This window comes from Pseudomonas sp. NPDC090752, from assembly GCF_055584805.1.
The window spans coordinates 396,280-417,926 of record NZ_JBVJLI010000002.1 but is presented as its reverse complement, the minus strand read 5'-3'; the positions used below and the strand labels follow the sequence as shown (position 1 = coordinate 417,926).

At 62.7% G+C, this 21,647-nt stretch carries 26 protein-coding genes; 7 read left to right on the top strand and 19 right to left on the bottom strand.

Features of this window, described 5'->3' with window-relative positions:
* Positions 1 to 66 precede the first annotated feature (66 nt).
* From ACZ6YA_RS04955 to ACZ6YA_RS04935, 5 genes are read right to left on the bottom strand one after another with little or no spacing between them, the layout of a single operon-like run.
* On the bottom strand, positions 67 to 699 hold the full coding sequence (locus tag ACZ6YA_RS04955; RefSeq protein ID WP_465895858.1) for an SCO family protein: 633 nt from the start codon (positions 697 to 699) through the stop codon (positions 67 to 69).
* A complete protein-coding gene (cyoE, locus tag ACZ6YA_RS04950) occupies positions 696 to 1,589 on the bottom strand; it encodes a heme o synthase (protein WP_465895856.1) in 894 nt (297 codons plus the stop codon). The genes ACZ6YA_RS04955 and cyoE overlap by 4 nt, the downstream gene beginning before the upstream one ends.
* Entirely contained in the window at positions 1,574 to 2,647 is a 1,074-nt protein-coding gene (locus ACZ6YA_RS04945; protein WP_465895855.1) for a COX15/CtaA family protein, read from the bottom strand. The genes cyoE and ACZ6YA_RS04945 overlap by 16 nt, the downstream gene beginning before the upstream one ends.
* Positions 2,648 to 2,656: 9 nt before the next feature.
* On the bottom strand, positions 2,657 to 3,241 hold the full coding sequence (locus tag ACZ6YA_RS04940; RefSeq protein ID WP_465895853.1) for a hypothetical protein: 585 nt from the start codon (positions 3,239 to 3,241) through the stop codon (positions 2,657 to 2,659).
* The gene (locus ACZ6YA_RS04935; protein ID WP_465895852.1) at positions 3,207 to 3,947 is read right to left on the bottom strand and encodes an SURF1 family protein; all 741 of its coding nucleotides are present in this window, start codon (positions 3,945 to 3,947) and stop codon (positions 3,207 to 3,209) included. Before ACZ6YA_RS04935 ends, ACZ6YA_RS04940 begins: the two co-directional genes overlap by 35 nt.
* Before the next feature lie 52 nt (positions 3,948 to 3,999).
* Here ACZ6YA_RS04935 and ACZ6YA_RS04930 point away from each other — a divergent pair, with 52 nt between their 5' ends.
* A complete protein-coding gene (locus ACZ6YA_RS04930; protein WP_465895851.1) occupies positions 4,000 to 4,203 on the top strand; it encodes a twin transmembrane helix small protein in 204 nt (67 codons plus the stop codon).
* Here the strand turns inward: ACZ6YA_RS04930 and ACZ6YA_RS04925 are convergent, their stop codons facing one another.
* Genes ACZ6YA_RS04925 through coxB form a run of 4 tightly spaced genes read right to left on the bottom strand, consistent with a single transcriptional unit; the run spans position 4,204 to position 8,421 of the window.
* Positions 4,204 to 5,091, bottom strand: a complete 888-nt coding sequence (locus ACZ6YA_RS04925; RefSeq protein WP_465895850.1) for a cytochrome c oxidase subunit 3 — start codon at positions 5,089 to 5,091, stop codon at positions 4,204 to 4,206.
* 16 nt (positions 5,092 to 5,107) lie between these two features.
* The gene (locus tag ACZ6YA_RS04920) at positions 5,108 to 5,674 is read right to left on the bottom strand and encodes a cytochrome c oxidase assembly protein (RefSeq protein WP_400802593.1); all 567 of its coding nucleotides are present in this window, start codon (positions 5,672 to 5,674) and stop codon (positions 5,108 to 5,110) included.
* Positions 5,675 to 5,684: 10 nt separating this feature from the next.
* Positions 5,685 to 7,274, bottom strand: a complete 1,590-nt coding sequence (ctaD, locus tag ACZ6YA_RS04915) for a cytochrome c oxidase subunit I (protein ID WP_400802595.1) — start codon at positions 7,272 to 7,274, stop codon at positions 5,685 to 5,687.
* 19 nt (positions 7,275 to 7,293) lie between these two features.
* The gene (gene coxB / locus ACZ6YA_RS04910) at positions 7,294 to 8,421 is read right to left on the bottom strand and encodes a cytochrome c oxidase subunit II (protein WP_465895849.1); all 1,128 of its coding nucleotides are present in this window, start codon (positions 8,419 to 8,421) and stop codon (positions 7,294 to 7,296) included.
* Between the two features lie 368 nt (positions 8,422 to 8,789).
* Here coxB and ACZ6YA_RS04905 point away from each other — a divergent pair, with 368 nt between their 5' ends.
* The gene (locus ACZ6YA_RS04905; RefSeq protein ID WP_465895847.1) at positions 8,790 to 9,431 is read left to right on the top strand and encodes a hypothetical protein; all 642 of its coding nucleotides are present in this window, start codon (positions 8,790 to 8,792) and stop codon (positions 9,429 to 9,431) included.
* A gap of 100 nt (positions 9,432 to 9,531) precedes the next feature.
* Here the strand turns inward: ACZ6YA_RS04905 and ACZ6YA_RS04900 are convergent, their stop codons facing one another.
* From ACZ6YA_RS04900 to prlC, 5 genes are all read right to left on the bottom strand, one after another.
* Complete coding sequence (locus ACZ6YA_RS04900; protein ID WP_465895846.1) at positions 9,532 to 11,064, bottom strand: SulP family inorganic anion transporter; 1,533 nt, start codon at positions 11,062 to 11,064, stop codon at positions 9,532 to 9,534.
* Positions 11,065 to 11,255: 191 nt separating this feature from the next.
* Complete coding sequence (locus ACZ6YA_RS04895) at positions 11,256 to 11,975, bottom strand: carbonic anhydrase (RefSeq protein ID WP_400802602.1); 720 nt, start codon at positions 11,973 to 11,975, stop codon at positions 11,256 to 11,258.
* Between the two features lie 272 nt (positions 11,976 to 12,247).
* Positions 12,248 to 13,306: a PA0069 family radical SAM protein gene (locus ACZ6YA_RS04890; RefSeq protein WP_465895844.1), complete on the bottom strand. Its 1,059-nt coding sequence runs from the start codon at positions 13,304 to 13,306 to the stop codon at positions 12,248 to 12,250.
* A gap of 77 nt (positions 13,307 to 13,383) precedes the next feature.
* On the bottom strand, positions 13,384 to 13,665 hold the full coding sequence (locus ACZ6YA_RS04885; protein ID WP_465895843.1) for a YheV family putative zinc ribbon protein: 282 nt from the start codon (positions 13,663 to 13,665) through the stop codon (positions 13,384 to 13,386).
* Entirely contained in the window at positions 13,662 to 15,749 is a 2,088-nt protein-coding gene (gene prlC, locus ACZ6YA_RS04880) for an oligopeptidase A (RefSeq protein WP_465895842.1), read from the bottom strand. The genes ACZ6YA_RS04885 and prlC overlap by 4 nt, the downstream gene beginning before the upstream one ends.
* Before the next feature lie 66 nt (positions 15,750 to 15,815).
* Between prlC and ACZ6YA_RS04875 the strand changes: the two genes are divergently transcribed.
* Positions 15,816 to 16,364, top strand: a complete 549-nt coding sequence (locus ACZ6YA_RS04875; protein ID WP_465895841.1) for a gamma carbonic anhydrase family protein — start codon at positions 15,816 to 15,818, stop codon at positions 16,362 to 16,364.
* Positions 16,365 to 16,384: 20 nt separating this feature from the next.
* On the top strand, positions 16,385 to 17,035 hold the full coding sequence (locus tag ACZ6YA_RS04870) for an HAD family hydrolase (protein WP_465895933.1): 651 nt from the start codon (positions 16,385 to 16,387) through the stop codon (positions 17,033 to 17,035).
* Positions 17,036 to 17,067: 32 nt separating this feature from the next.
* On the opposite strand, the gene ACZ6YA_RS04865 is transcribed toward ACZ6YA_RS04870, so the two are convergent.
* The gene (locus tag ACZ6YA_RS04865) at positions 17,068 to 18,141 is read right to left on the bottom strand and encodes an aminopeptidase (RefSeq protein ID WP_465895840.1); all 1,074 of its coding nucleotides are present in this window, start codon (positions 18,139 to 18,141) and stop codon (positions 17,068 to 17,070) included.
* A gap of 83 nt (positions 18,142 to 18,224) precedes the next feature.
* Between ACZ6YA_RS04865 and ACZ6YA_RS04860 the strand changes: the two genes are divergently transcribed.
* Together ACZ6YA_RS04860 and ACZ6YA_RS04855 are read left to right on the top strand one after the other, a co-directional pair.
* Positions 18,225 to 18,638, top strand: coding sequence for a PA0061/PA0062 family lipoprotein (locus ACZ6YA_RS04860; RefSeq protein ID WP_465895839.1), 414 nt, complete (start codon positions 18,225 to 18,227; stop codon positions 18,636 to 18,638).
* Positions 18,639 to 18,692: 54 nt separating this feature from the next.
* Entirely contained in the window at positions 18,693 to 19,106 is a 414-nt protein-coding gene (locus ACZ6YA_RS04855; protein WP_465895838.1) for a PA0061/PA0062 family lipoprotein, read from the top strand.
* A 32-nt stretch (positions 19,107 to 19,138) separates the two neighbouring features.
* Here the strand turns inward: ACZ6YA_RS04855 and ACZ6YA_RS04850 are convergent, their stop codons facing one another.
* Positions 19,139 to 19,372: a DUF1161 domain-containing protein gene (locus ACZ6YA_RS04850; RefSeq protein WP_465895837.1), complete on the bottom strand. Its 234-nt coding sequence runs from the start codon at positions 19,370 to 19,372 to the stop codon at positions 19,139 to 19,141.
* A 73-nt stretch (positions 19,373 to 19,445) separates the two neighbouring features.
* Positions 19,446 to 19,871, bottom strand: a complete 426-nt coding sequence (locus ACZ6YA_RS04845) for an OsmC family protein (protein ID WP_027917152.1) — start codon at positions 19,869 to 19,871, stop codon at positions 19,446 to 19,448.
* Between the two features lie 153 nt (positions 19,872 to 20,024).
* Here ACZ6YA_RS04845 and ACZ6YA_RS04840 point away from each other — a divergent pair, with 153 nt between their 5' ends.
* Entirely contained in the window at positions 20,025 to 21,029 is a 1,005-nt protein-coding gene (locus ACZ6YA_RS04840) for an LLM class flavin-dependent oxidoreductase (protein WP_465895836.1), read from the top strand.
* A 73-nt stretch (positions 21,030 to 21,102) separates the two neighbouring features.
* On the opposite strand, the gene ACZ6YA_RS04835 is transcribed toward ACZ6YA_RS04840, so the two are convergent.
* Both ACZ6YA_RS04835 and ACZ6YA_RS04830 read right to left on the bottom strand, forming a co-directional pair.
* Positions 21,103 to 21,324, bottom strand: a complete 222-nt coding sequence (locus ACZ6YA_RS04835; protein WP_465895835.1) for a DUF1161 domain-containing protein — start codon at positions 21,322 to 21,324, stop codon at positions 21,103 to 21,105.
* 101 nt (positions 21,325 to 21,425) lie between these two features.
* Positions 21,426 to 21,641: a dodecin gene (locus tag ACZ6YA_RS04830; protein WP_400802690.1), complete on the bottom strand. Its 216-nt coding sequence runs from the start codon at positions 21,639 to 21,641 to the stop codon at positions 21,426 to 21,428.
* Between the last annotated feature and the right edge of the window lie 6 nt (positions 21,642 to 21,647).

Below are 21,647 nucleotides of genomic sequence, written 5' to 3'. Positions count from 1 at the left end.
CACAAAGCTTCAGACTTGTGCCGTACCTGTGGGAGCGGGCTTGCCCGCGAAGCTTTTAGGCCTGCATCAGTCCCGCTTAACCAACCCCGGCAACTGGGCCACCAGCTTCTGGTTGTTGAACGGCGCGCGAATGAACCCGCGCTGACGCCCATCCGGCCCAACGATGGCCAGGTTGCCGCTGTGATCCACGGTATACCCCGGCTTGCTGGTATCCGCCGGAATGAACGGAATGCTCAAGGCATTCGCCAGTTTCTGGGTATCCTCGATCGACCCCGCCACCCCGACAAAATCCTTGTCGAAATAGCCCAGGTACTGCTTGAGCTGGTTCGGCGTGTCGCGGTTCGGGTCCACACTCACCAGCACCACCTGCAGCCGGTCCACGGCGTCCTTGGGCAGCTCGCTCTTCACCTGGCGCAACTGGGCCAGGGTGGTCGGACAGATGTCCGGGCAGTAGGTGTAACCGAAGAACAGCAGCGACCATTTGCCTTTCAGGTCATCCAGCTGCACGGGCTGGCCGTCCTGGTTGGTCATGGTCACGTCCGCCACTGTACGGCTCTGCGGCAGGAGGATGATGCCGGCGTCGATCAGCTCGGTCGGGTTGGGCTGGTCACGGCCGTTAAGCACCTTGTTGACGGTCAGGCCCATGATCAACGCGACCAGGGCGACGAGGATGAAGACGGTTTTCTGGGTTCGGGTCATAGGTTCAGCAACAGGTAGTGGTCAACGAGCAACGCGATGAACAGCGCGAACAGGTAGCCGATAGAGTACTTGAACGTGCCGATCGCCGCGTGCGGCCGGCTGCCACGGTACAACACCCAGGCCCATTGCAGGAAGCGCAGGCCCAGGGCGAGGGCGCAGGCCAGGTACAGCGGGCCGCTCATGTGGATGGCATAGGGCAGCAAGGTGACCGCCAGCAAAATCAGGGTGTAGAGCAGTATGTGCAGCTTGGTGTAGCGCTCGCCGTGGGTCACCGGCAGCATCGGAATATCGGCCTTGGCGTATTCCTCTTTGCGGTGGATGGCCAGGGCCCAGAAGTGCGGTGGGGTCCAGGCGAAGATGATCAGCACCAGCAGCAGGGGCTCGGCGCTGATGTGGCCGCTGACTGCCACCCAACCAAGCAACGGCGGGGCTGCGCCGGCGAGGCCACCGATGACGATGTTCTGCGGTGTCGCACGCTTGAGATAGCCGGTGTAGAGCACCGCATAACCGAGCAAGGAGGCCAGTGTCAGCCAGGCGGTAAGGGCATTGGTGAACACCAGAAGCAGGGCAATGCCCAGCAGCGCCAGGGCGAAGGCAAACAACAGTGCCGGCAGCGGCTCGACGCGCCCCTCTGCGATCGGTCGCTTGTGGGTGCGCGCCATCAGCGCATCAATACGCCGGTCCACGATATGGTTGACCACTGCGGCGCCGCCCGCGCACAAGGCAATGCCCAGGTTGCCGAACAGCAGTACGCTCCAGGGCACACCGGCACGGGTAGCGAGGAACATGCCCACCAGCGAGGTGATCAGCATCAGCACCACCACCTTGGGCTTGGTCAGCTCCAGATAATCGCGCCAGCTGGCACGCCGGGCACTCAGAAGCGTCGCCACGAATCATTCCTCATGTGATGGGATACGCCAACGCCGGTAACCGGGGTCAGGCGCCAGCCATGCCCGACGCGCACCTTGTCGACCACGCGGATGCGGTAGTTGACCAGCACCATGCTCAGCAGTAACAGCGCACCGCCGGCGTTATGCGCCACGGCCACAGCCAGCGGCAGGTGGAACAGCACGTTGCTGATGCCCAGGCCGATCTGCAGCGCCAGGGCCAGCAGCACCAACCTTCCAAGGCCCGGCAGGCCACAGCGGTGCAGCTTCCAGCCAAGCATCAGCAGCACGCAGGTGACCAGCAAGGCGCCCAAGCGGTGGCTGATATGGATGGCGGTGCGGGCATCGCTGTCCAGCTGCCCGCCCAGGTAGTTGGGGCCGACGTGCTGGGTAAGGTGAAAGCCGTTGCTGAAATCCGCTGCCGGCCACCACTGGCCATGGCAGGTGGGCAGGTCGATACAGGCAACCGCTGCGTAGTTGGCGCTGACCCACCCGCCAAGGGCGATCTGGCCGACCACCACCAACAGCGCCAGCGCAGCGATTCGGCGCAGGCTCAGCGGCAATTTCGGCAATGGCGCAAAGGCCCGGGATAGACGCAGGGATAGCAGGAGCAGCAAGCTCAAGGTGGTGAAGCCGCCGAGCAGATGGGCGGTGACCACCTGTGGCCACAGCTTCAGCGTCACCGTCCACATGCCGAACGCCGCCTGGGCCAGCACCACGCCCAGCAGCAGTACCGGCAAGCGATACGGCTGACCGTCGCGGGCATGGCGCTTTACGGCCTGGAATGCGAGCAGTGCAATCACCAGCGCCAACGTCCCGGCAAAGTAACGATGGACCATCTCGGCCCAGCCCTTGGCTTCCTCCACCGGGTGCTCGGGGAAGTGCAGCTCGGCATGGGCCAGCTGCGCATCGGTTTTCGGCACGCTGATGAAGCCATAGCAGCCGGGCCAGTCGGGGCATCCCAGGCCTGCATGGGTCAGGCGGGTATAGGCACCGAGCAGGACGACCACCAGCGCCAGCAGGGTGGCGAACACAGCGAGGCGAAATCCGGGTCTGGCCATGGCAGGCTCCTAGCCAATGTTGGACAGCTTGAGCAGGTGGCGCAGGTCATCCAGCACCTGCTTGCCGTTGACCTTGCCGTCGTAACGCAGCACCAGGTTGCCGTGCGGGTCGACGATCCACAGGTGCGGGGCAAGCTCGCCGACCTTCTGGATATAGCGCTGGGCATCCAGCGGGTAGCGTTGCAATTGCGGGTATTCACGCCCCAGCAGGGTTTGATAGTCAGCACTCAACGGCTGTGCAGCGGCCAGGGCATGGCTGGCGCGGCTGGCGTCGCGGCCCAGGCCGACCTGGATCTGCCGCGCCAGGTACACCAGGCGCTGACATTCTTCGGCGCAGGCTTCAGGGGCGCTGACCAGCAACTGCCAGCGCGCATCCTCGCCGGTGATGCCGATATCACTGCGGCTCTCGCCATTGCCGATCATCGTGCCGTGGTAGCTTCGACCTTCTGGCACCCAGAACTTGAGCTTGTACATGCTGGTGGCCAGGATCATCGGCCCGAGCACCACGAGCAGAATCAAAATCAGCTGCAAACGCCCGCGGGCTCTGGGTTTGCGACGTTCAGGCACGTTCAGTGGAGTGGTGGCGGCGGCCATGGTGGTTCTCCTTTTTGTTGTGCCAACCGAAATAGAGGTAAAGCAGCACCAGCGCGGTGGCCAGGGCAAACCACTGCACCGCGTAGCCCAAATGCTTTTCCGGGCCCATCGCGACTACCGGCCAGTCCAGGCGGTAGGTCGCTGGGCCAGGCTGCAGGCGAAGCTCATGGACGAAACCTTCGCGCCCTAGCTGTTGCCACAGCTGCGCCGGGCTCACGGCCGTGAGCAGATGCGGCCACTGGCCGCCGACCGGGTCGGGGTGCAGTTGAAAGGGGCTGCCCGGGGCCACGTAGACCGAAGCATCCAGGGCCAAAGCCTGCGCCGGGGTGTCGAAGGTTACCGGCACCCTGCGGTCCGGCCACGGCAACCAACCCCGGTTGACCAGCAGCCACAGGCCGCTGGGCTGGTCATGGAAGGGCTGCAGCAGCTCGACGCCCACCTGGCCGTCGCGCATGCGGTTGTCCAGCAGCACGCTGTGCTCGGCATCGAAACGGCCGTAGAGGTGCACGCGGCGGAAGGCGCTGTCTTGGTTCTGCTGCAACTGGGTAGTGGTAAGCGGGGTGTCAACGCTGCGCTCGGCATAGGTCGCCAGCAGTGCACGTTTTTCGTCGGCGCGACCCAATTGCCAGCAGCCAAGCGCAATCAACCCCGGCAGCAGCGCAAGCACTACCAGGGTCGGCACCCAACCTGGGCGAAACGGCCTCACGGGCGCCTCGCTATACTTATCCCCATCACCGCATCCCCCCGGAGTTACCGCCATGCTCAAGGCCGCGATTGTCCTGATGCTGTTGGCCACGGTTGCCAGCCTGTTCAGTGGCCTGGTGTTTCTGGTCAAGGACGATGAAAACTCGACCCGCCTGCTCAAGGCGCTGACCGTGCGTGTCACCCTTGCCAGCCTGACCATCTGCCTGGTGGCGTATGGCTTTATCAGTGGCCAGCTGGTGTCTCATGCTCCGTTCTGATCACAGCACATACACGAAGATGAACAGCCCCACCCACACCACATCGACGAAGTGCCAGTACCAGCTGGCCGCCTCGAACCCGAAGTGTTTGTCGGCATTGAAGTGCCCGCGCAGGATGCGCACGAACATGACGATGAGGATGATCGTACCCAGCGTCACGTGGGCGCCGTGAAAGCCGGTGAGCATGAAGAAGGTTGCGCCGTAGATGCCTGACCCCAGCGTCAGCCCCAACTCGTTGTAAGCCTCGTGGTACTCGTAGGCCTGCAGCGCGATGAAGCTCAGGCCCAGCACAATCGTCAGCGCCATCCACAGTTTCAGCGGGCCGCGATGGTCACGCCGCAGGGCGTGGTGGGCAATGGTGATGGTCACGCTGGAGCTGACCAGGAGGATGGTATTGATCAGCGGCAGATGCCACGGGTCGATGACTTCCTTGGGCGGCGGGAACAGCTTGGGGTCGGGCGTGTGCAGCAGCGGCCAGGCGAACTCGAAACTGGGCCACAACATGTGCGCCACACCCTTGGCGCCCTCTCCACCGAGCCAAGGCCCGGCCAGTACCCGGACATAGAACAACGCGCCAAAGAAGGCCATGAAGAACATCACTTCGGAGAAGATGAACCAGCTCATGCCCCAGCGGAACGATCGGTCCAGCTGCGGGCTGTACAGCCCGGCGCGGCTTTCCTTCACTACCGCACCGAACCAGCCGAACAGCATGTAGGCCAGGAACAACGCCCCGACGAAGAAGATCAGCGGCCCATGGGAATCGGGGTGGCCGGCCTTCATGTCGTTGAACCAGGTGCCCAGGCCGTACACGGTGATGAACATGCCGATGGTGGCGATGATCGGCCACTTGCTCTGCGCCGGTACGTAGTAGTGCTCATGACTTGCCATTGCTGTTCTCCTTCCCTTAACGGGCGCCTTGAACGCCCTGGGCCGCGACATGCGCGACCGGCGGGTGGCGAGCGGTGATGTCGAACAAGGTGTAGGCCAGTGTCAGGTGCTTCACGCCGGCCGGCAGGTCGCGGTCGACGATGAAGCGCACCGGCATCTCGATGCGTTCGCCGGGCTGCAGCACCTGCTGGGTAAAGCAGAAGCACTCGGTCTTGTGGAAATACGCCGCAGCTTCCGCCGGCGTAATGCTGGGTATGGCCTGGGCGCTCATTGGCCGGTCGGTCGGGTTGTGGGCAATGAAGATCATCTGATTCACCGCCCCCGGGTTGACCTCGAGTTGGTCGGCGGTGGAGTAGAAGTCCCAGACCATGTCGCTGGCATTGGTCGACATGAACTGCACCCGCACCGAACGCGTCGGGTCACTGACCTGGCTGCCCTCGTACTGCCCGCCGGTCTTGCCGTTGATGCCGAAGGCCCTGCACATCACGTCGTAGATCGGCACCAGGGCGAAGCCGAAGGCGAACATCACCACCGTCAGCATCAGCAGGCGCAGCACCAGGCGTTTGAGCGGTTGGCCGGTCATGGGCGGTGTCCTATTTCACTTCCGGTGGGGTCTGGAAGGTGTGGTAGGGCGCAGGCGAGGGGATCGACCACTCCAGCCCTTCGGCCCCATCCCAGGGTTTGGCCGGAGCCGGCGCGCCGCCACGGATGCACTTGATGACGATGAACAGGAAGAAGATCTGCGTGGCGCCGAACATGAAGGCGCCGATTGACGAGACCATGTTGAAGTCGGCGAACTGCAAGTTATAGTCGGGTATCCGTCGCGGCATGCCGGCCAAACCCACGAAGTGCATGGGGAAGAAGGCCATGTTCATGCCAATGAACGACAGCCAGAAGTGCAGCTTGCCGAGGGTCTCGTCGTACATGTGGCCGGTCCACTTCGGCAGCCAGTAATAGGCCGAGGCAAAGATGCCGAAGATTGCCCCCGGCACCAGCACGTAGTGGAAGTGCGCCACCACGAAGTAGGTGTCGTGGTACTGGAAGTCGGCCGGGGCGATGGCCAGCATCAGGCCGGAGAAGCCGCCGATGGTGAACAGGATGACGAAGGCGATGGCGAACAGCATCGGCGTCTCGAAGGTCAGCGAGCCTTCCCACATGGTGCTGACCCAGTTGAACACCTTCACCCCGGTGGGCACGGCGATCAGCATGGTCGCGTACATGAAGAACAGCTCGCCCACCACCGGGATGCCGACCACGAACATGTGGTGGGCCCAGACGATGAACGACAGGAAGGCAATCGCGCCGGTGGCGTAGACCATCGAGGTGTAGCCGAACAGCGGTTTGCGCGAGAACGCCGGGATGATCGAGCTGACCGCACCGAAGGCGGGCAGGATCATGATGTACACCTCGGGGTGGCCGAAGAACCAGAACACGTGCTGGAACAGCACCGGGTCACCGCCACCGGCGGCGCTGAAGAAGCTGGTGCCGAAGTGGATGTCCATCAGCATCATGGTCACCACCCCGGCCAGCACCGGCATCACCGCGATCAGCAGGAACGCGGTGATCAGCCAGGTCCAGACGAACAGCGGCATTTTCATCAGGGTCATGCCGGGCGCGCGCAGGTTGAGGATGGTGGCGATCACGTTGATCGCACCCATGATCGAACTGACGCCCATCAGGTGAATGGCAAAGATGAAGAAGGTCACGCTGGCCGGCGCGTAAGTGGTCGACAGCGGGGCGTAGAAGGTCCAGCCGAAGTTCGGCCCGCCACCGGGGCTGAACAGGGTCGAGACCAGCAGCAGAAACGCCGCCGGCAGCAGCCAGAAGCTGAAGTTGTTCATCCGTGGCAGGGCCATGTCCGGCGCGCCGATCATCAGCGGGATCATCCAGTTGGCCAGGCCGACGAAGGCCGGCATCACCGCGCCGAACACCATGATCAGGCCGTGCATGGTGGTCATCTGGTTGAAGAACGCAGGTTCCACGATCTGCAACCCGGGTTGGAACAGCTCGGCGCGGATCACCATGGCGAACGAACCGCCGAGCAGGAACATGATGAAGCTGAACCACAGGTACATCGTGCCGATGTCCTTGTGGTTGGTGGTCAGCACCCAGCGCATCAGGCCCTTGGCGGGGCCATGCGCGTGGTCATGGCCGTGGGCGTGGTCGTCGATGACTGCACTCATGTCCTGTCTCCTGCGAGGTTCATTGCGCTTCGGCCTGTTTGAGCGCCAGCACGTCCTTCGGTGTGACCATGTCGCCCTTGTTGTTGCCCCAGGCGTTGCGCTCGTAGGTGACCACGGCGGCGATATCGACTTCCGAGAGCTGCTTGCCGAACGCGGCCATGGCGGTGCCGGGCTTGCCGTGGAAGACGATGCCCAGGTGACCTTCCTTCGGCCCGGTGGCGATCTTCGAGCCCTTGAGCGCGGGGAACATCGGCGGCAGCCCCTGGCCCTCGGCCTGGTGACAGGCCACGCAGGTGGTGTGGTAAACCTTGTCGCCGCGCTCGACCAGCTCTTCGAGGGTCCATTCCTTGCTGGTCAGCTCCTTGAGCTTGGCCGCTTCGGCCTTGCGCTCGCCAAGCCAGGTGTCGTAGTCGGCCTTGGACTTGACCTCGACCACAACCGGCATGAAACCGTGGTCCTTGCCGCACAGCTCGGTGCACTGGCCGCGGTAGATGCCGGGCTTCTCGATGCGCGTCCAGGCTTCGTTGACGAAGCCCGGGATGGCGTCGCGCTTGACCGCAAACGCCGGTACCCACCAGGAATGGATGACGTCGGCGGCGGTGACAAGAAAGCGCACTTTCGCGCCCACCGGCAGCACCAGTGGCTGGTCGACTTCGAGCAGGTAGTGCTCGTCCTTGGGCGCCTTGTTGTGGATCTGGTCGGCGGGGGTAGCCAGGTTGCTGAAGAACTCCACGTCCTGGCCCAGGTATTTGTAGTGCCACTTCCACTGGTAGCCGGTGACCTGGATGTCGATGTCCGACTCGCTGGCGTCGTAGATGTCGATCAGGGTCTTGGTGGCCGGTATGGCCATGACCACCAGGATCAGGAAGGGGACCACCGTCCACATGATTTCCACCCAGGTATGCTCGTGGAAATGCGCGGCCTGCTGGCCGGTGGAACGGCGGTGGATGACCATGGACCAGAACATCGCGCCGAACACCACGATGCCGATGATCACGCAGATCCAGAAGATGGTCATGTGCAGGTCGAACACGGCGTTGGAGACTTCCGTCGCCCCCGGTGCCATGTTCACGGTCCAGGCGGCGTTGGCCTGACCGAAAACCGTCCACAACAGTAGGCCCATCCAGACATGTGGATGTCGCATCATTGCGGGTTCCCCTTCTAATTCTTGTAGTCCCGGAGGCGTGGCCTGCGGCAAGAGGGAACGGCGGTCAAGACTGCCTGGCTTCGACGACCGAGCCCCTGCGAAAGCAGTCGGGCCTCATCAACGAATCACGTTCAAGCGGAGTATAGACAGCGACCAATGGCACGCAACGGCGCGGATGAAATGAACTTCACGAATTCATTCAATGCCGCGAAAAGCCCAGTCTAGAGGGGGCATGGCACTATAATGGCGCCAATATATAGCCAAGTGCGCACACGTTTGCGAGGCTTATAACAAATGCGTCTTAGGTATTCTGTATACCGAGCTAATTTAGTGTCTTCCGTTTGAAACGTCTTGTCCCTGGAGTTGTCATGAACATCGCAGCTGTACGCGAGCAAATTAGCCAAGCCCACGATCACGAGAGCCGTACCGGCCAACTGAAAGCGCGTCTCGAGGCCCAACTGCCCCACCTTCACCCCTCGATCCAACTGCCTGAGCAGGACGCCCAGGGTACTTTGGCGCGCTTCGTCAGCGCTTACATCGAACAGGTTCCGGAACTGCTGGAGGCTGCCCATGCGGTGGCGCTCGAAGCCGGAATCGACTCGCAGATCAAACCGGTGTTGAAGATTGCCGAGGCCTATTTCCTGCAGCCGCCCGAGGTCATGGCGGGGCACGTGGGCGTGGATTGCCTGCTGGACGAGGCCTACTTGGCGCATCGGCTGGTGGAGGAAGTGAACGACCTGTATATCCGGCATTTCCAACAACCGCTGATTCCAGTCGACACCACCGTGGCCAACCTGATTGCCCATCAGCTTATCGGCGAGGAGTTCGCCAATAAGCTGGATGAGGTGGTGCACCATTCGGTGGATGAAATGCTGAATGACGAGAGTTTTGCTGCGGAATCGGTTGAAGCCTATCGCGAGAAGTTGAGCAGCCCTGAAACGGGCGCGGCGTGGAAACGCTGGCCATGCCTGTCGCGTCAGCTGGGTGTGGAGTTAGGCCAGCCGGCCTGATGTTGCCTGTACCGGCCTCTTCGCGGGGCAAGCCCGCTCCCACAGGGACAGCAGCGCTGCAACTTTTGTGGGAGCGGGCTTGCCCCGCGAAGAGGCAAGCTCAGGCCCCCGCTCCAGCCGTAGTACGCATCCGCCCCTCGATCCGCCGCTTCAACCGGCGCTGCTCGATCAGCAGCCGCGAGCCATGCGCCGCATTGCTCCGCCCCCAGTCCTCAAGCAGCTCCAGGCATGAATGGTCGATGTAGCTGAGGTTGCCCAGCGGCACATGCAGCTTGGTGCCCGCCGGCACGGTCTCCAGCACCTGGGTCAGCGCCGGCACCTTGAGGAAGGTCGCCGCGCCGCTCAGGCGCAGCTCCATGTGCCCCTTTTTCTCCAGATCCACCAGGTTGATCTTCAGCCGCGCCGCCTTGAAGGCCAGCTTCAGCAGGGTCAGGGCGAAGCCCAGCAGCACACCGGTCAGCAGGTCAGTGAAGATGATCGCCAGGGCCGTGGCCGCATAGGTGAACATTGGCATACGGCCATAGCGGCCCAACCCACGAAACGCCTTGAAGTCCACCAGCTTGATGCCGGTGTACACCAGCACGCCCGCCAGGCTCGCCACCGGGATTTGCTGCAGCACGCTGCTCAGCACCACGACGAACGCCAACAACCACACGCCATGCAGGATGGCCGAGGCGCGAGTCTGTGCTCCGGCCTGCACGTTGGCCGAACTGCGCACGATGACCCCGGTCATCGGCAGGGCGCCCAGCACGCCACAGAGCATGTTGCCGATGCCCTGGGCCGACAGCTCACGGTCGAAGTCCGAGCGCTGGCCGCTGTGCATGCGGTCGACGGCGGCAGCTGACAGCAAGGTTTCGGCGCTGGCGATGAAGGCCAGGGCGAAGGCGGCCACCAGCAGGGTCGGGTCGGCCAGTTTCATCAGGTCGTCCAGGCGGATCCAGTCGATCGCCTGGGAAAGGTCAGCTGGCACCTGTACACGGTTCACCGGCAGCACCAACCACATGCTGATGAGCGTCATCGCCCCCACCCCCAACAAAGCACCCGGCACGAAGCGCAGCTTTTGCGGTTTCAGGCGCTCCCAGGCCCACATGATGAAGATGGTACCCAAGCCGAGCGCACCGGCTTGCCAGCCCGAGCCTGCGCTTTCCAGCGGCAAGGCCCCGGCAACGGTCGCGGGGAACTCCAGCAGGTTCTGCAGGCCCGAGGGCTGCGGTGCGCTGTCGAACATCACGTGCACCTGGGACAGCACGATCAGCACGCCAATGCCGGCCAACATGCCGTACACCACGGCCGGCGCCGTCACCCGGAACCAGCAGCCCAGGCGCAGGCGCCCGGCCAGCAATTGCAGCAGCCCCGCCAGCAGCAGGATCGGCCCGAGCATGGCCACGCCATGCTGGCGCACCAGTTCGAACACCAGCACCGCCAAGCCGGCGGCCGGGCCGCTGACCTGCAGGGGCGAGCCCGCCAGAAAGCCCACCACCAGACCGCCGATGATACCGGTAATCAGCCCCTTGGCCGGCGGCATGCCCGAGGCGATCGCGATGCCCATGCACAACGGCAGGGCCACCAGGAATACCACCACTGACGCCAATAACTCACGCGGCAGGGCCGCTTTCAACTGTGTCATGTTCACCGTGTTTCTCCTTTCTAAAGTCACACGGCCATTCCTCTGGCCGTGGGCACGTGGCCCCTGACGAACGCGCAGGCGCGGGCCGCCAGCGAGCACGCCGGCAGGGCAATCAGGGAATTCAAGGCAGCAGAAGGCCGCGCCACACCCCTAAAGGGTGCAGCCGGCTATCAAGGTTCTAGCGTTGGACGGGTCGCTTAGTAGCGGCCTCTCGGGGTGGCGCAGGGGATCGGCTCACCAGCGGCCAAAGGCATGAAGCTGTCGCTGGCGGCGTCGTAGGCTTCGATCTTGCTGGTCTCGATGTCGTAGACCCAACCATGGATGTACAGCTCGCCAGCCGCCAGGCGCGACGCCACCGACGGGTGGGTGCGCAGGTGGTGCAGCTGGGCGATGACGTTCTCGCGGGTCAGCACCTGCATGGTTTCATGCTCGCTGCCACAGTTGCAGTTGTTCTCGACCACGGTGCGGGCCACTTCGGCGTGACGCAACCAGGCAGAAACGGTTGGCATCTTGGTCAGCGATTGAGGGTTGAGCACCGCACGCATGGCGCCACAGTCGGAGTGGCCGCAGATGATGATGTGGTGCACGCCCAGCGCGGAAACCGCGTACTCGATGGCGCTGGACACACCGCCGTTCATCTGGCCGTAGGGCGGTACCACGTTACCGACGTTACGGGTCACGAACAGGTCGCCTGGCGAGCTCTGGGTGATCAGCTCAGGGACGATCCGCGAGTCGGCACAGGTGATGAACATGGCGCGCGGCGTTTGCGCGGTGGCGAGTTTCTTGAACAGCTCTTGCTGCTCGGGGAATACGTCATGGTGAAAACGCAGGAAGCCGTCGACGATGTGCTTGAGGGCGGCATCGGCGCTCTCCGCAGGGACCTGCGGAACGACCTTGGATGGGTCCTTGACGGGCATGATTCATCCTCTTGACGGTGTGTAGGTAAATCCATTTTACCGGTGAAAGATTCTGGCTATGCGCAGATTTAGATGACGCACACGGGTAAATGATCACAGTCTTCGCTGACTGGATTCTTACGCTAGCGAGGAAAACTTAACTGAAGCTTAATTCGGAGGCTCTAGAACGGGCGTTCCAGACAGGAAAGGCGGGATCTGAATAATAGCAAAAAAACATCAACTGCCAAGACCCCCGCATGAAATTATGCACTTGGATTAGTTGTACTGTGGTATCAAAACAATGCCATCTGACCCCCTGGCGGGCAGAAGGCGGAACAATCCAATGCCTGCGCTTCCCGCCCTGCGAACTCCAGCCGCCGCATGGCCTTGGCAAAGCGCTGCGCCAGCAGTTCGGCGAATACACCCTCACCCCGCATCCGCGCACCGAAACGGCTGTCATACAGCTCACCACCCCGGCTCTGGCGAATCAGGCTCAACACATGGCTGGCGCGCTGCGGGTAATGGTCCTGCAGCCACTGCTCGAACAGCGGCGCCACTTCCAAAGGCAGGCGCAACATCATATAGGCTGCGCTCTGCGCGCCAGCCTCCTTGGCGGCTTCGAGCAGCCGCTCCAGTTCGCTGTCATTGATCATCGGAATCATGGGCGAACACAGCACGCCCACCGGCACCCCCGCCTCGCGCAGCACGCGGATCGCCCGCAGTCGCGCTTTCGGCGATGCCGCACGGGGCTCCAGCACGCGCTTGAGGTCGTCATCCAGGGTGGTCAGGCTAATCATCACCCGCGCCAGCCGCTGGCGCGCCATCTCGGCCAGCAGGTCGAGATCGCGCAGTACCAGCGAGCCTTTGGTGACGATGGTCACCGGATGGCGAAAACGCAGCAGCACCTCCAGCAGCCGCCGGGTCAGCTGCTGTTCGCGCTCGATCGGCTGGTAAGGATCGGTGTTGGACCCCAAGTTGATCGGTGCGCAGACGTAGCCCGGCTTGCTCAGTTGCTGTTCAAGCACTTGGGCAGCATTGGTCTTGGCGATCAGCTTGGTTTCGAAATCAAGGCCCGGGGACAAGTCCCAATAAGCGTGTGAAGGGCGGGCATAGCAGTAGATGCAGCCATGCTCGCAGCCGCGGTAGGGGTTGATGGAACGGTCGAACGGCAGGTCGGGCGAGGTGTTGCGGCTGATGACCGTCTTGGCGGTCTCGATCCGTACCTCGGTGCCCTGGGTCAGCGGCACTTCCTGATACCACCCGTCATCCTCCACCACCGAATGGCTCGGTGCGAAGCGATTATGTGGATTGTGCGCCGTGCCACGGCCTTTTTGCGCTGTTGGAGGATTCATGGCTCACCCCGATACTGTATTCATATACAGTATCGGGGTTGCCCGTTCGTTACCAGCGCCTCCGGTCAGGCCAGGCCTTACTCCGAGGGTTTCTTCAGCTTCGGATTGGGGAAGAACTGCACGGTCTGAACCTTGGCCGGCGCCGCCTTGGGCGCCAGGTGGTTGACCCGGGTACCCAGCTCCTTGGGCACCGACAGGCCCTGCTCATTCAGGGTGTCGGTGAAGCCGCAGGCCACGCACTCGCGGTGCGGCACGTCGTCTTCGCTCCACATCATCAGCTTGTCCGGCTCGCTGCACGCCGGGCACACCGCCCCGGCGATGAAGCGCTTCTTGGTCTTGTTCACAGCTACCTCGCTCATGCCGCCGCGTCCTCGCTCAGCCCGCAGTGGCGCAGCAATGCATCGATGGAAGGCTCACGGCCACGGAAGTCGACGAACAGCACCATCGGCTCACGCGAACCACCGCGGGCCAGGATCGCCTCGCGGAAGGCACGGCCAGTCTCGGCGTTGAGCACGCCTTCTTCTTCAAAGCGCGAGAAGGCGTCGGCCGACAGCACTTCGGCCCACTTATAGCTGTAGTAGCCTGCCGCGTAACCGCCAGCGAAGATGTGCGCAAAGCTGTTGGGGAAGCGGTTGTACGCCGGTGGGCGCATGACCGACACCTCGTCGCGCACGCCTTCGAGCACCTGCAGCACGCTGCGGCCATCGCCGTGGCTGGCGTGCAGCTCGAAGTCGAACAGCGAGAACTCCAGCTGGCGCACCATCATCATGCCGGACTGGAAGTTCTTCGCTGCCAGCATCTTGTCCAGCAGGTCCTGGGGCAGGGCCGCGCCGGTTTCGTAGTGGCCGGAGATCAGTGCCAAACCGTCCGGCTCCCAGCACCAGTTTTCCATGAACTGGCTAGGCAGCTCGACCGCATCCCAGGCCACGCCGTTGATACCGGAAACACCAGCATGCTCGATGCGGGTCAGCAGGTGGTGCAGGCCGTGGCCGAATTCGTGGAACAGGGTGGTGACTTCATCGTGGGTCAGCAGCGCAGGCTTGCCAGGCGCGGCCGGGGTGAAGTTGCACACCAGGTTGGCCACCGGGCTCTGCAGCTCGCCGACGGCGGTGCGGCGACGGTCGCGGGCGCCATCCATCCAGGCACCGCCACGCTTGTTGGCGCGGGCGTAGAGGTCGAAGAAGAAGCGGCCAACGTGCTGACCGTCCTCTTTGATCTCGAACAGGCGAACGTCCGGGTGCCAGCTGTCGAAGCCTTTGAGTTCGGCGATTTCGATGCCGTACAGGCGCTGGACGATGCTGAACAGGCCGGACAGCACCTTGTCGATCGGGAAGTAGGCGCGCAGGGTTTCCTGCGACACGCTGTAACGCTGCTCGCGCAGCTTCTCACCGAAATACCCGGCGTCCCAGCTGGCCAGCTCGGCGCAGCCTTGCTCGGCGGCATAGGCCTTGAGCTGCTCCAGGTCTTGGGCAGCGAACGGCTTGGAACGCTTGGCCAGGTCGCGCAGGAAGCTCAGCACCTGGTCGCTGGACTCGGCCATCTTGGTCGCCAGGCTCAGTTCGGCGTAGTTCTTGTAGCCCAACAGGGCGGCCAGTTCCTGACGCAGGTCGAGAATCTCGCGCATGACTGGGCCGTTGTCGAATTGGCCGGCATTCGGGCCCTGGTCCGAGGCACGGGTGCAATACGCGGCGTACAACTCTTCGCGCAGGGCGCGGTCGCTGGCGTAGGTCATCACTGCGTAATAGCTGGGGAATTCCAGGGTGATCAGCCAGCCTTCGAGGCCCTTGGCCTGGGCAGCGGCAGCCATTTGCGCCTTGGCCGAGTCGGTCAGGCCAGCCAGCGCGGCCTCGTCGGTAACATGCTTGGTCCAGGCCTGGGTGGCATCGAGCAGCTGGTTGGAGAAGCGGCTGCCAAGCTCACTGAGCTTGCTCTGCACTTCGGCATAGCGCTGCTGCTGATCGGACGGCAGGTCGATACCCGACAGGCGGAAGTCACGCAGGGCGTGTTCGAGGATGGTCTTCTGGGCCACGTCGAAGCCTGCGGCTTCCGAGCTGTTGATCAAGGCCTCATAGGCTTCGAATAGCGCACGGTTCTGGCCCAGTTCGGTAGAGTAGGCACTCAGCGCCGGCAGGCAGGACTCGTAGGCCTCGCGCAGCTCCTTGCTGTTGCACACCGCATTGAGGTGGCTGACCGGGCTCCAGGCGGCGCCGAGGCGGTCATTGAGTTCATCCATGGCCAGCACCAAGCCGGCCCAGGTGGGGTTCTTGCCTTGCTTTTCGAGGATCTCGGCAATGGCTTTGCGGTTGTCGGCCAGGATCGCTTCGATCGCCGGCAGCACGTGTTCGGCACGGATCGCCGAGAAGGGTGGCAGATCATAGGACTGCAGAAGTGGGTTGTTCGCACTCACGGTTTGGCTACCTTGGCAGAAGAAACACTGGCCCATCTTAATTACAATCGACGCCGACCGCAGCAGGCAGCCTGCCTATCGGCACAGATGAGAGACCCTATCATGGCCATCCGAAGCTTCCAGCAACACACTCCGAAAGTTGGACTGCGGGCCTTCGTCGACCGTTCGGCGGTGGTGCTGGGCGACGTGGAGATCGGCGACGACAGCTCGGTGTGGCCGCTGACGGTGATCCGCGGCGACATGCACCGCATCCGCATCGGCGCGCGCACCAGCGTGCAAGACGCCAGCGTACTGCATATCACCCACGCCGGGCCGTTCAATCCCGATGGCTTCCCGCTGATCATCGGCGACGAAGTAACCATTGGTCACAAAGTCATGCTGCATGGCTGTACCCTGGGTAACCGCATCCTGGTCGGCATGGGCAGCACGATCATGGACGGCGCCATCGTCGAAGACGAGGTGATCATCGGCGCTGGCAGCCTGGTGCCGCCCGGCAAGCGCCTGGAAAGCGGCTACCTCTACGTCGGCAGCCCGGTGAAGCGGGCCCGGCCACTGACTGACAAGGAACGCGCCTTCTTCCCCTACAGTGCCGGCAACTACGTGAAGCTCAAAGACCAGCACCTGGCCGAAGGCTACGACCGCCCGGAATGAACCTGACTACCGAGACCTCCATGCACCAGCAGAACATCCTTTTCGACCTCGACGGCACCCTGACCGATCCACGCCTGGGCATTACCCGTTCGATCCAGTACGCCCTGGCCAAGCTAGGCATCGACGAACCGGACCTGGCGCGCCTGGAACATTTCATCGGCCCCCCCCTGCTGCAGGCCTTCATGCAGTACTACAGCTTCGATGAGGCCAAGGCGTGGGAGGCGGTGAATTTCTACCGCGAGCGTTTCCGCGTCACAGGGCTGTACGAGAATCTGGTCTTCGACGGGGTGCCGGAATTGCTCGAGGCCCTGAATGGCCAGGGCCGTACCCTGTATATCGCGACGTCCAAACCGTGGGAGTTCGCCCGCGAGATCGCCCGGCATTTCGCCTTCGACCATCACTTCAAGGTGATCTACGGCAGCGAGCTGGACGGCACCCGCACCAATAAGGTTGAGCTGATTCGCCACCTGCTGGACGAGGAGGGGCTGGATCCGGCGCAGACGTTGATGATTGGCGACCGCAAGCACGACCTGATCGGCGCGCGCAGCAACGGGCTGCAGGCGGTGGCGGTAGGGTACGGGTTTGGCAGTGAAGAAGAACTGACGGCGCATGCGCCGGAGTTTCATTTCGCGACTCTGGCCGAGATGCATCAGGCATTTATCCAGGCTTGATGCCCATGGGGCTGCTTCGCAGCCCCAAGATTTCACTGACTCGCCAGCAACCGGACCAACGCCGCCTTGCGCTCATCAGCAGGCAACCGCCCCAACGCTTCAACCCGTTCATAAAGCCGCGCCCAATCCCCGCCAACCTTGCGAAACACCGCTGCAAACGCCGGCACCCACTGGTCATACAGCCCAAACGGCAACAGCTTGGCATTGCTCATCGGCCCATACATCCAGGCGTCATAACGCTTGTCCCCCGCCCACTGGCTGTCACGCACCTGCCGATACTCACGCCGCAACCGCTCGAACTCGGCCTGCTTGGCCGTCCGCTTGTGCGCATCATCCAGTGGCCCGACATAGATCGCCTGCAGCCGCTCGCGACTGGCCAGCACCAATCGAATGAACTGCTCGCGCTGCTGGCCCTGATCCCCTTGATCCGCTGCAAGCCCACGCGCCACGCGCCATTGCCGCGTCCCCTCGTGCTCGACGAAGGTGGCAAAGGACTCGTTGAACTCGGTATCGTCCTGCACATAGACGCGCTGATGCGCCAGCTCATGGAAGATCAGCGTGGCCAGGCGCTCGTCCCCCCAGCCGACCATCGACGAGAGGATCGGGTCATCGAACCAGCCCAGCGTCGAGTAGGCCTCGACCCCGCCCACGTAAACATCCATACCTTGCTCGCGCATCAGCGCTGCTGCACCGCGCGCGGCACCCTGGCGATAGTAGCCGCGGTAGGCCACACAACCGGCGATGGGGAAGCAGTGCGTCACCGGTTGCAGCGACAGCTCGGGCGTGGCGAACACGTTCCACACCACATAGGGCCGCCCCAAGTCGGCATACACTCGGTAGCTATTGTTATCCGGCAGCTTCAACTGCTCGCTGGCGAACACTCGCGCCTGCTCCGCGTGTTGCAAGCGGGCGCGCAATTGCGGGCTGCTGGTGGGGTCGGCGAGCACCTTTTCCACAGGTTGGCGCGCGCGCAGCAACTGCCACTGACCTTCGCCCAACTGGGCGTAATAGCCAAGGCTGCTGCAACCGTTCAGCAGAAAGGCAGCCAGCACGGGAACCAACCCCCTGAAAACACGGTCGAGTGGCCCAGGGCCTGAGCGCTTCAAAAGAAAAAACCACACCATCTTGGGCAATCCAACTCGCTCACGGCCGACGCTCCAAGACTATCTCGCCAAGGGGGAGTTTCGCCATGCGTGCACTGTTCGTCGCCGGTTCGTTGTTACTGGTATCGGCCTGTTCGACCTTGCCTGACCCTGATCCGAACCAGGCTTGGGTGGATCTGGCCCCACAAGATGACAACTCGCTGCACGCGGTTCAGGTGGACGAACGCGATTGGGCCGACACTCGCTATTTCGAAGTGCCACCCGGCAGCCACGAGCTGACCGTGCGTTACCAGTTCCCGGTCACACCCAGCAATATCGGTCCGGTCAACGAGCCGTTGTGGCGCGATTGCCAGCTCAACCTGACCTTCAAGGATTTCAACGCCGGGCAGCGCTACCAGTTGCAAGCAGGGAGCATTGGTTTCCGTCCATGGATCAAACTCTACGATCACCAGCAAAAACTGGTTGGCCAAGGGTTGCCAGCAGGCTGCCAGCGCACCTGACCTGTGCAAACGGCGCTATGCTTGGGTATGTAAATCGCAAGTGGGAGTTTCACCATGCGCCAGCCCATGATGCTGATGGCCCTCAGTGCACTGGGGGGTTGCGCCAGCCCCTTGCCCCCCGTCGACACAAAACAGGCCTGGATCGACCTCTACACCATTACCCCCGGCCGGGTGATCATGGCCGACAAGCTCGATGGCCAGCGCCTGGAGGATGGCCGCTATTTCCAGGTGACCCCTGGCAAGCACGAGTTGGTGGTGCGTTTCGATTATGAGTTTTACGGCGGTGGCATGATGACCGAGCCCAGGGATCGCATCTGCTACCTGACCGTGCGCTATGACGATTTCAAGGCCGGTGAACGCTATCGTCTGGAAGCGCGGGCCCCCGCCATGCAGCCGCAGGTGTTGTTGTACGACGCCAGTCGCAAGGTGGTGGTCAACGAGCCCAGCAACGTGTTCTGCATTCCCTGAATGCGAGAGGGCCGCGGCGCGGCCCTCAGCTTCTACCGATCATTCTTCTGATAAATGATCTTCTTGGTCCCGCCATCACAGCTGCCGACGATCATGTTCTGATCCTTGACCTCGCTGTTGGGCACGATCTCCAAGGTGTACGACTGCACACCCCGGGCCTGGATCTTGGCTTCGATCTCGGCTTTCAGTTCCTCGCACGGTTTGACCGCCGCCAGTGCAGAAGTGGCCAGCAGAGACGCCAGTACGGCGATTGCTACGCGGATCATGGAACGGCTCCTGGAAGGGCAGCAGCGCTGCCGACGCTGTTTAGACTACAGCAAACCGCCCCAGTTGCGCCGCTTAGCCCACCAGCGTTGCATCCAGACTGATCTTGGCGTTCAACACCTTGGACACTGGGCAACCCGCCTTGGCCTTGTTGGCAATTTCAAGAAATTGCGCCTCGCTCGCCCCAGGCACCTTGGCCTTGAGAATCAGGTGCACCGCGGTGATGGCGAAGCCGTCGGGCTGCTTGTCCAGGGTCACTTCGGCGATGGTGTCGATACGGTCAGCCGTCAACCCCGCCTCGCCGAGCATCATCGACAGCGCCATCGAGAAGCAACCGGCATGGGCCGCGCCGATCAGCTCTTCGGGGTTGGTCCCGGGTGAACCTTCGAAACGTGTGTTGAAACCGTAGGGGTTCTGCTTGAGCGCGCCGCTTTCAGTCGAAAGCAGGCCCTTGCCGTCCTTCAAACCACCTTGCCAGATCGCCGATGCTGTCTTTTTCATGTTGCCTCCTGGTCACACGGTTACTTGCTTATGGCTTCAGAGGCCAGCCACCTACGGCAAGTTCAGCGCAATCGCACAGCAAGCATTGAATCCGCCAAATGTGCCCATACAGAGATGAAAAGGCCTTCGGCCAATCACTTTGCGGAGGCTCCGATGACGCAGCTGCGTAACCTGAAAATTTCCACCCTCGACCTGGTGCCAGTGCGTGCCGACGGCGGCCCCGCGCAAGCGCTACGCAATTCGCTGGACCTGGCGCAGCATGTCGAGCGCTTTGGCTACAACCGCTTCTGGGTCGCGGAACATCACAACATGGATGGCATCGCCAGCTCGGCGACTTCCGTGCTGCTCGGCTACCTGGCTGGCGGCACTTCGACCATTCGGGTCGGTTCCGGTGGTGTCATGTTGCCCAACCATGCGCCATTGGTGATCGCCGAACAGTTCGGCACGCTGGCCAGCCTCTATCCGGGGCGCATCGACCTGGGCCTGGGCCGTGCGCCGGGCTCCGACCAGATGACCGCCCACGCCCTGCGCCGCGAGCGTTCGGGCAGCGCCGACGACTTCCCGGACGATGTCGAGGAGCTGTCACGCTACCTGGGCCCGCGCACCGATGATCAGAAAGTGATCGCAGTACCCGGCCATGACACGGAAGTGCCCATGTGGCTGCTCGGCTCCAGCCTGTTCAGCGCTCAGCTTGCCGGCATGCGCGGCATGCCCTACGCCTTTGCCTCGCATTTCGCACCGCGTTTCATGCATGAGGCGATCCGCGTCTACCGCAACCACTTCAAGCCTTCCACCACGCTGGACAAACCTTATGTGATGCTGGGCATCCCCATGGTGGTGGCTGATAGCGACGAGCAGGCCGAGTACCTGGCGACCTCGGTGTACCAGCGTATTCTGGCCCTGATTCGCGGGCAGAGCCTGATGCAGCGCCCACCCGTGGCCAGCATGGACGGGCTGTGGCTGCCGCATGAACGGGAGACGGTGGCCAGCTTCCTGGGGCTGGCGATGATCGGTAGCCCGCAAAAGGTGCGGGCCAAGGTTGAAGTGCTGCTGGAGCAGACTGGGGCGGATGAGCTGATCTTTACCTGCGACCTGTATGAACATTCGGACCGGGTCCGGTCGTATGAATTGATGGCGCAGGCCTTGAATGCCGAGTGATCCCCTTCGCGGGGCAAGCCCGCTCCCAAACGGATCCAGTGGGAGCGGGCTTGCCCCGCGAAGAAACCACCATTTAACCCCGGCGGTAAACGATTTCCTTGCTGCCAGCTTCACAGCTACCGACCACCTTGCCGGCCACGTCGCCTTTGTTGACCACTTCCAGCGTGTACCCCTTCACACCCTTGGCATCCAGCTTGGCAGCAATTTCCGCTTTGAGCTCCTCGCAAGGCTTGCCCGCAGCCAGCGCGCCGCCAGCCAGTGTCATCAGGCCCATCGCCAGAATCAGTTTCTTCATCACTCGCGTTCCTTGATCAGACGAACATTGAAAAGGCGCCGTCAAAGGCGCCCTTTGACTGTATAACGCCATCATGCCCGGCGTTACCAACTGGAAACACTTCAGCTATTGGCGATCCGGAAGCCCACTTTCAGCGTCACCTGGAAGTGCGCCGCCTTGTTGCCCTCGATATGGCCGCGGGTGTCGACTACTTCAAACCACTCCAGGTGCTTGATGCTCTTGGCCGCTTCAGCCAGGGCATTGTTGATCGCCTCTTCGATGCTGGTGGGCGAGGAACCTACCAGTTCGATCTTCTTGTAAGTGTGATGATCGGTCATGAGCGC

What these genes read in the sequence shown, in the direction of transcription:
- ACZ6YA_RS04905 (WP_465895847.1), top strand. Translation starts at nt 8,790, where the DNA reads ATGAACATCGCAGCTGTACGCGAGCAAATTAGCCAAGCCCACGATCAC.
- ACZ6YA_RS04845 (WP_027917152.1), bottom strand. Translation starts at nt 19,871, where the DNA reads ATGAAAAAGACAGCATCGGCGATCTGGCAAGGTGGTTTGAAGGACGGC.
- coxB (WP_465895849.1), bottom strand. Translation starts at nt 8,421, where the DNA reads ATGATGCGACATCCACATGTCTGGATGGGCCTACTGTTGTGGACGGTT.
- ACZ6YA_RS04940 (WP_465895853.1), bottom strand. Translation starts at nt 3,241, where the DNA reads ATGGCCGCCGCCACCACTCCACTGAACGTGCCTGAACGTCGCAAACCC.
- ACZ6YA_RS04945 (WP_465895855.1), bottom strand. Translation starts at nt 2,647, where the DNA reads ATGGCCAGACCCGGATTTCGCCTCGCTGTGTTCGCCACCCTGCTGGCG.
- ACZ6YA_RS04875 (WP_465895841.1), top strand. Translation starts at nt 15,816, where the DNA reads ATGGCCATCCGAAGCTTCCAGCAACACACTCCGAAAGTTGGACTGCGG.
- ACZ6YA_RS04955 (WP_465895858.1), bottom strand. Translation starts at nt 699, where the DNA reads ATGACCCGAACCCAGAAAACCGTCTTCATCCTCGTCGCCCTGGTCGCG.
- ACZ6YA_RS04920 (WP_400802593.1), bottom strand. Translation starts at nt 5,674, where the DNA reads ATGACCGGCCAACCGCTCAAACGCCTGGTGCTGCGCCTGCTGATGCTG.
- ACZ6YA_RS04930 (WP_465895851.1), top strand. Translation starts at nt 4,000, where the DNA reads ATGCTCAAGGCCGCGATTGTCCTGATGCTGTTGGCCACGGTTGCCAGC.
- ACZ6YA_RS04925 (WP_465895850.1), bottom strand. Translation starts at nt 5,091, where the DNA reads ATGGCAAGTCATGAGCACTACTACGTACCGGCGCAGAGCAAGTGGCCG.
- ACZ6YA_RS04890 (WP_465895844.1), bottom strand. Translation starts at nt 13,306, where the DNA reads ATGAATCCTCCAACAGCGCAAAAAGGCCGTGGCACGGCGCACAATCCA.
- ACZ6YA_RS04830 (WP_400802690.1), bottom strand. Translation starts at nt 21,641, where the DNA reads ATGACCGATCATCACACTTACAAGAAGATCGAACTGGTAGGTTCCTCG.
- prlC (WP_465895842.1), bottom strand. Translation starts at nt 15,749, where the DNA reads ATGGGCCAGTGTTTCTTCTGCCAAGGTAGCCAAACCGTGAGTGCGAAC.
- ACZ6YA_RS04860 (WP_465895839.1), top strand. Translation starts at nt 18,225, where the DNA reads ATGCGTGCACTGTTCGTCGCCGGTTCGTTGTTACTGGTATCGGCCTGT.
- ACZ6YA_RS04850 (WP_465895837.1), bottom strand. Translation starts at nt 19,372, where the DNA reads ATGATCCGCGTAGCAATCGCCGTACTGGCGTCTCTGCTGGCCACTTCT.
- ctaD (WP_400802595.1), bottom strand. Translation starts at nt 7,274, where the DNA reads ATGAGTGCAGTCATCGACGACCACGCCCACGGCCATGACCACGCGCAT.
- ACZ6YA_RS04840 (WP_465895836.1), top strand. Translation starts at nt 20,025, where the DNA reads ATGACGCAGCTGCGTAACCTGAAAATTTCCACCCTCGACCTGGTGCCA.
- ACZ6YA_RS04835 (WP_465895835.1), bottom strand. Translation starts at nt 21,324, where the DNA reads ATGAAGAAACTGATTCTGGCGATGGGCCTGATGACACTGGCTGGCGGC.
- ACZ6YA_RS04895 (WP_400802602.1), bottom strand. Translation starts at nt 11,975, where the DNA reads ATGCCCGTCAAGGACCCATCCAAGGTCGTTCCGCAGGTCCCTGCGGAG.
- ACZ6YA_RS04855 (WP_465895838.1), top strand. Translation starts at nt 18,693, where the DNA reads ATGCGCCAGCCCATGATGCTGATGGCCCTCAGTGCACTGGGGGGTTGC.
- ACZ6YA_RS04885 (WP_465895843.1), bottom strand. Translation starts at nt 13,665, where the DNA reads ATGAGCGAGGTAGCTGTGAACAAGACCAAGAAGCGCTTCATCGCCGGG.
- ACZ6YA_RS04870 (WP_465895933.1), top strand. Translation starts at nt 16,385, where the DNA reads ATGCACCAGCAGAACATCCTTTTCGACCTCGACGGCACCCTGACCGAT.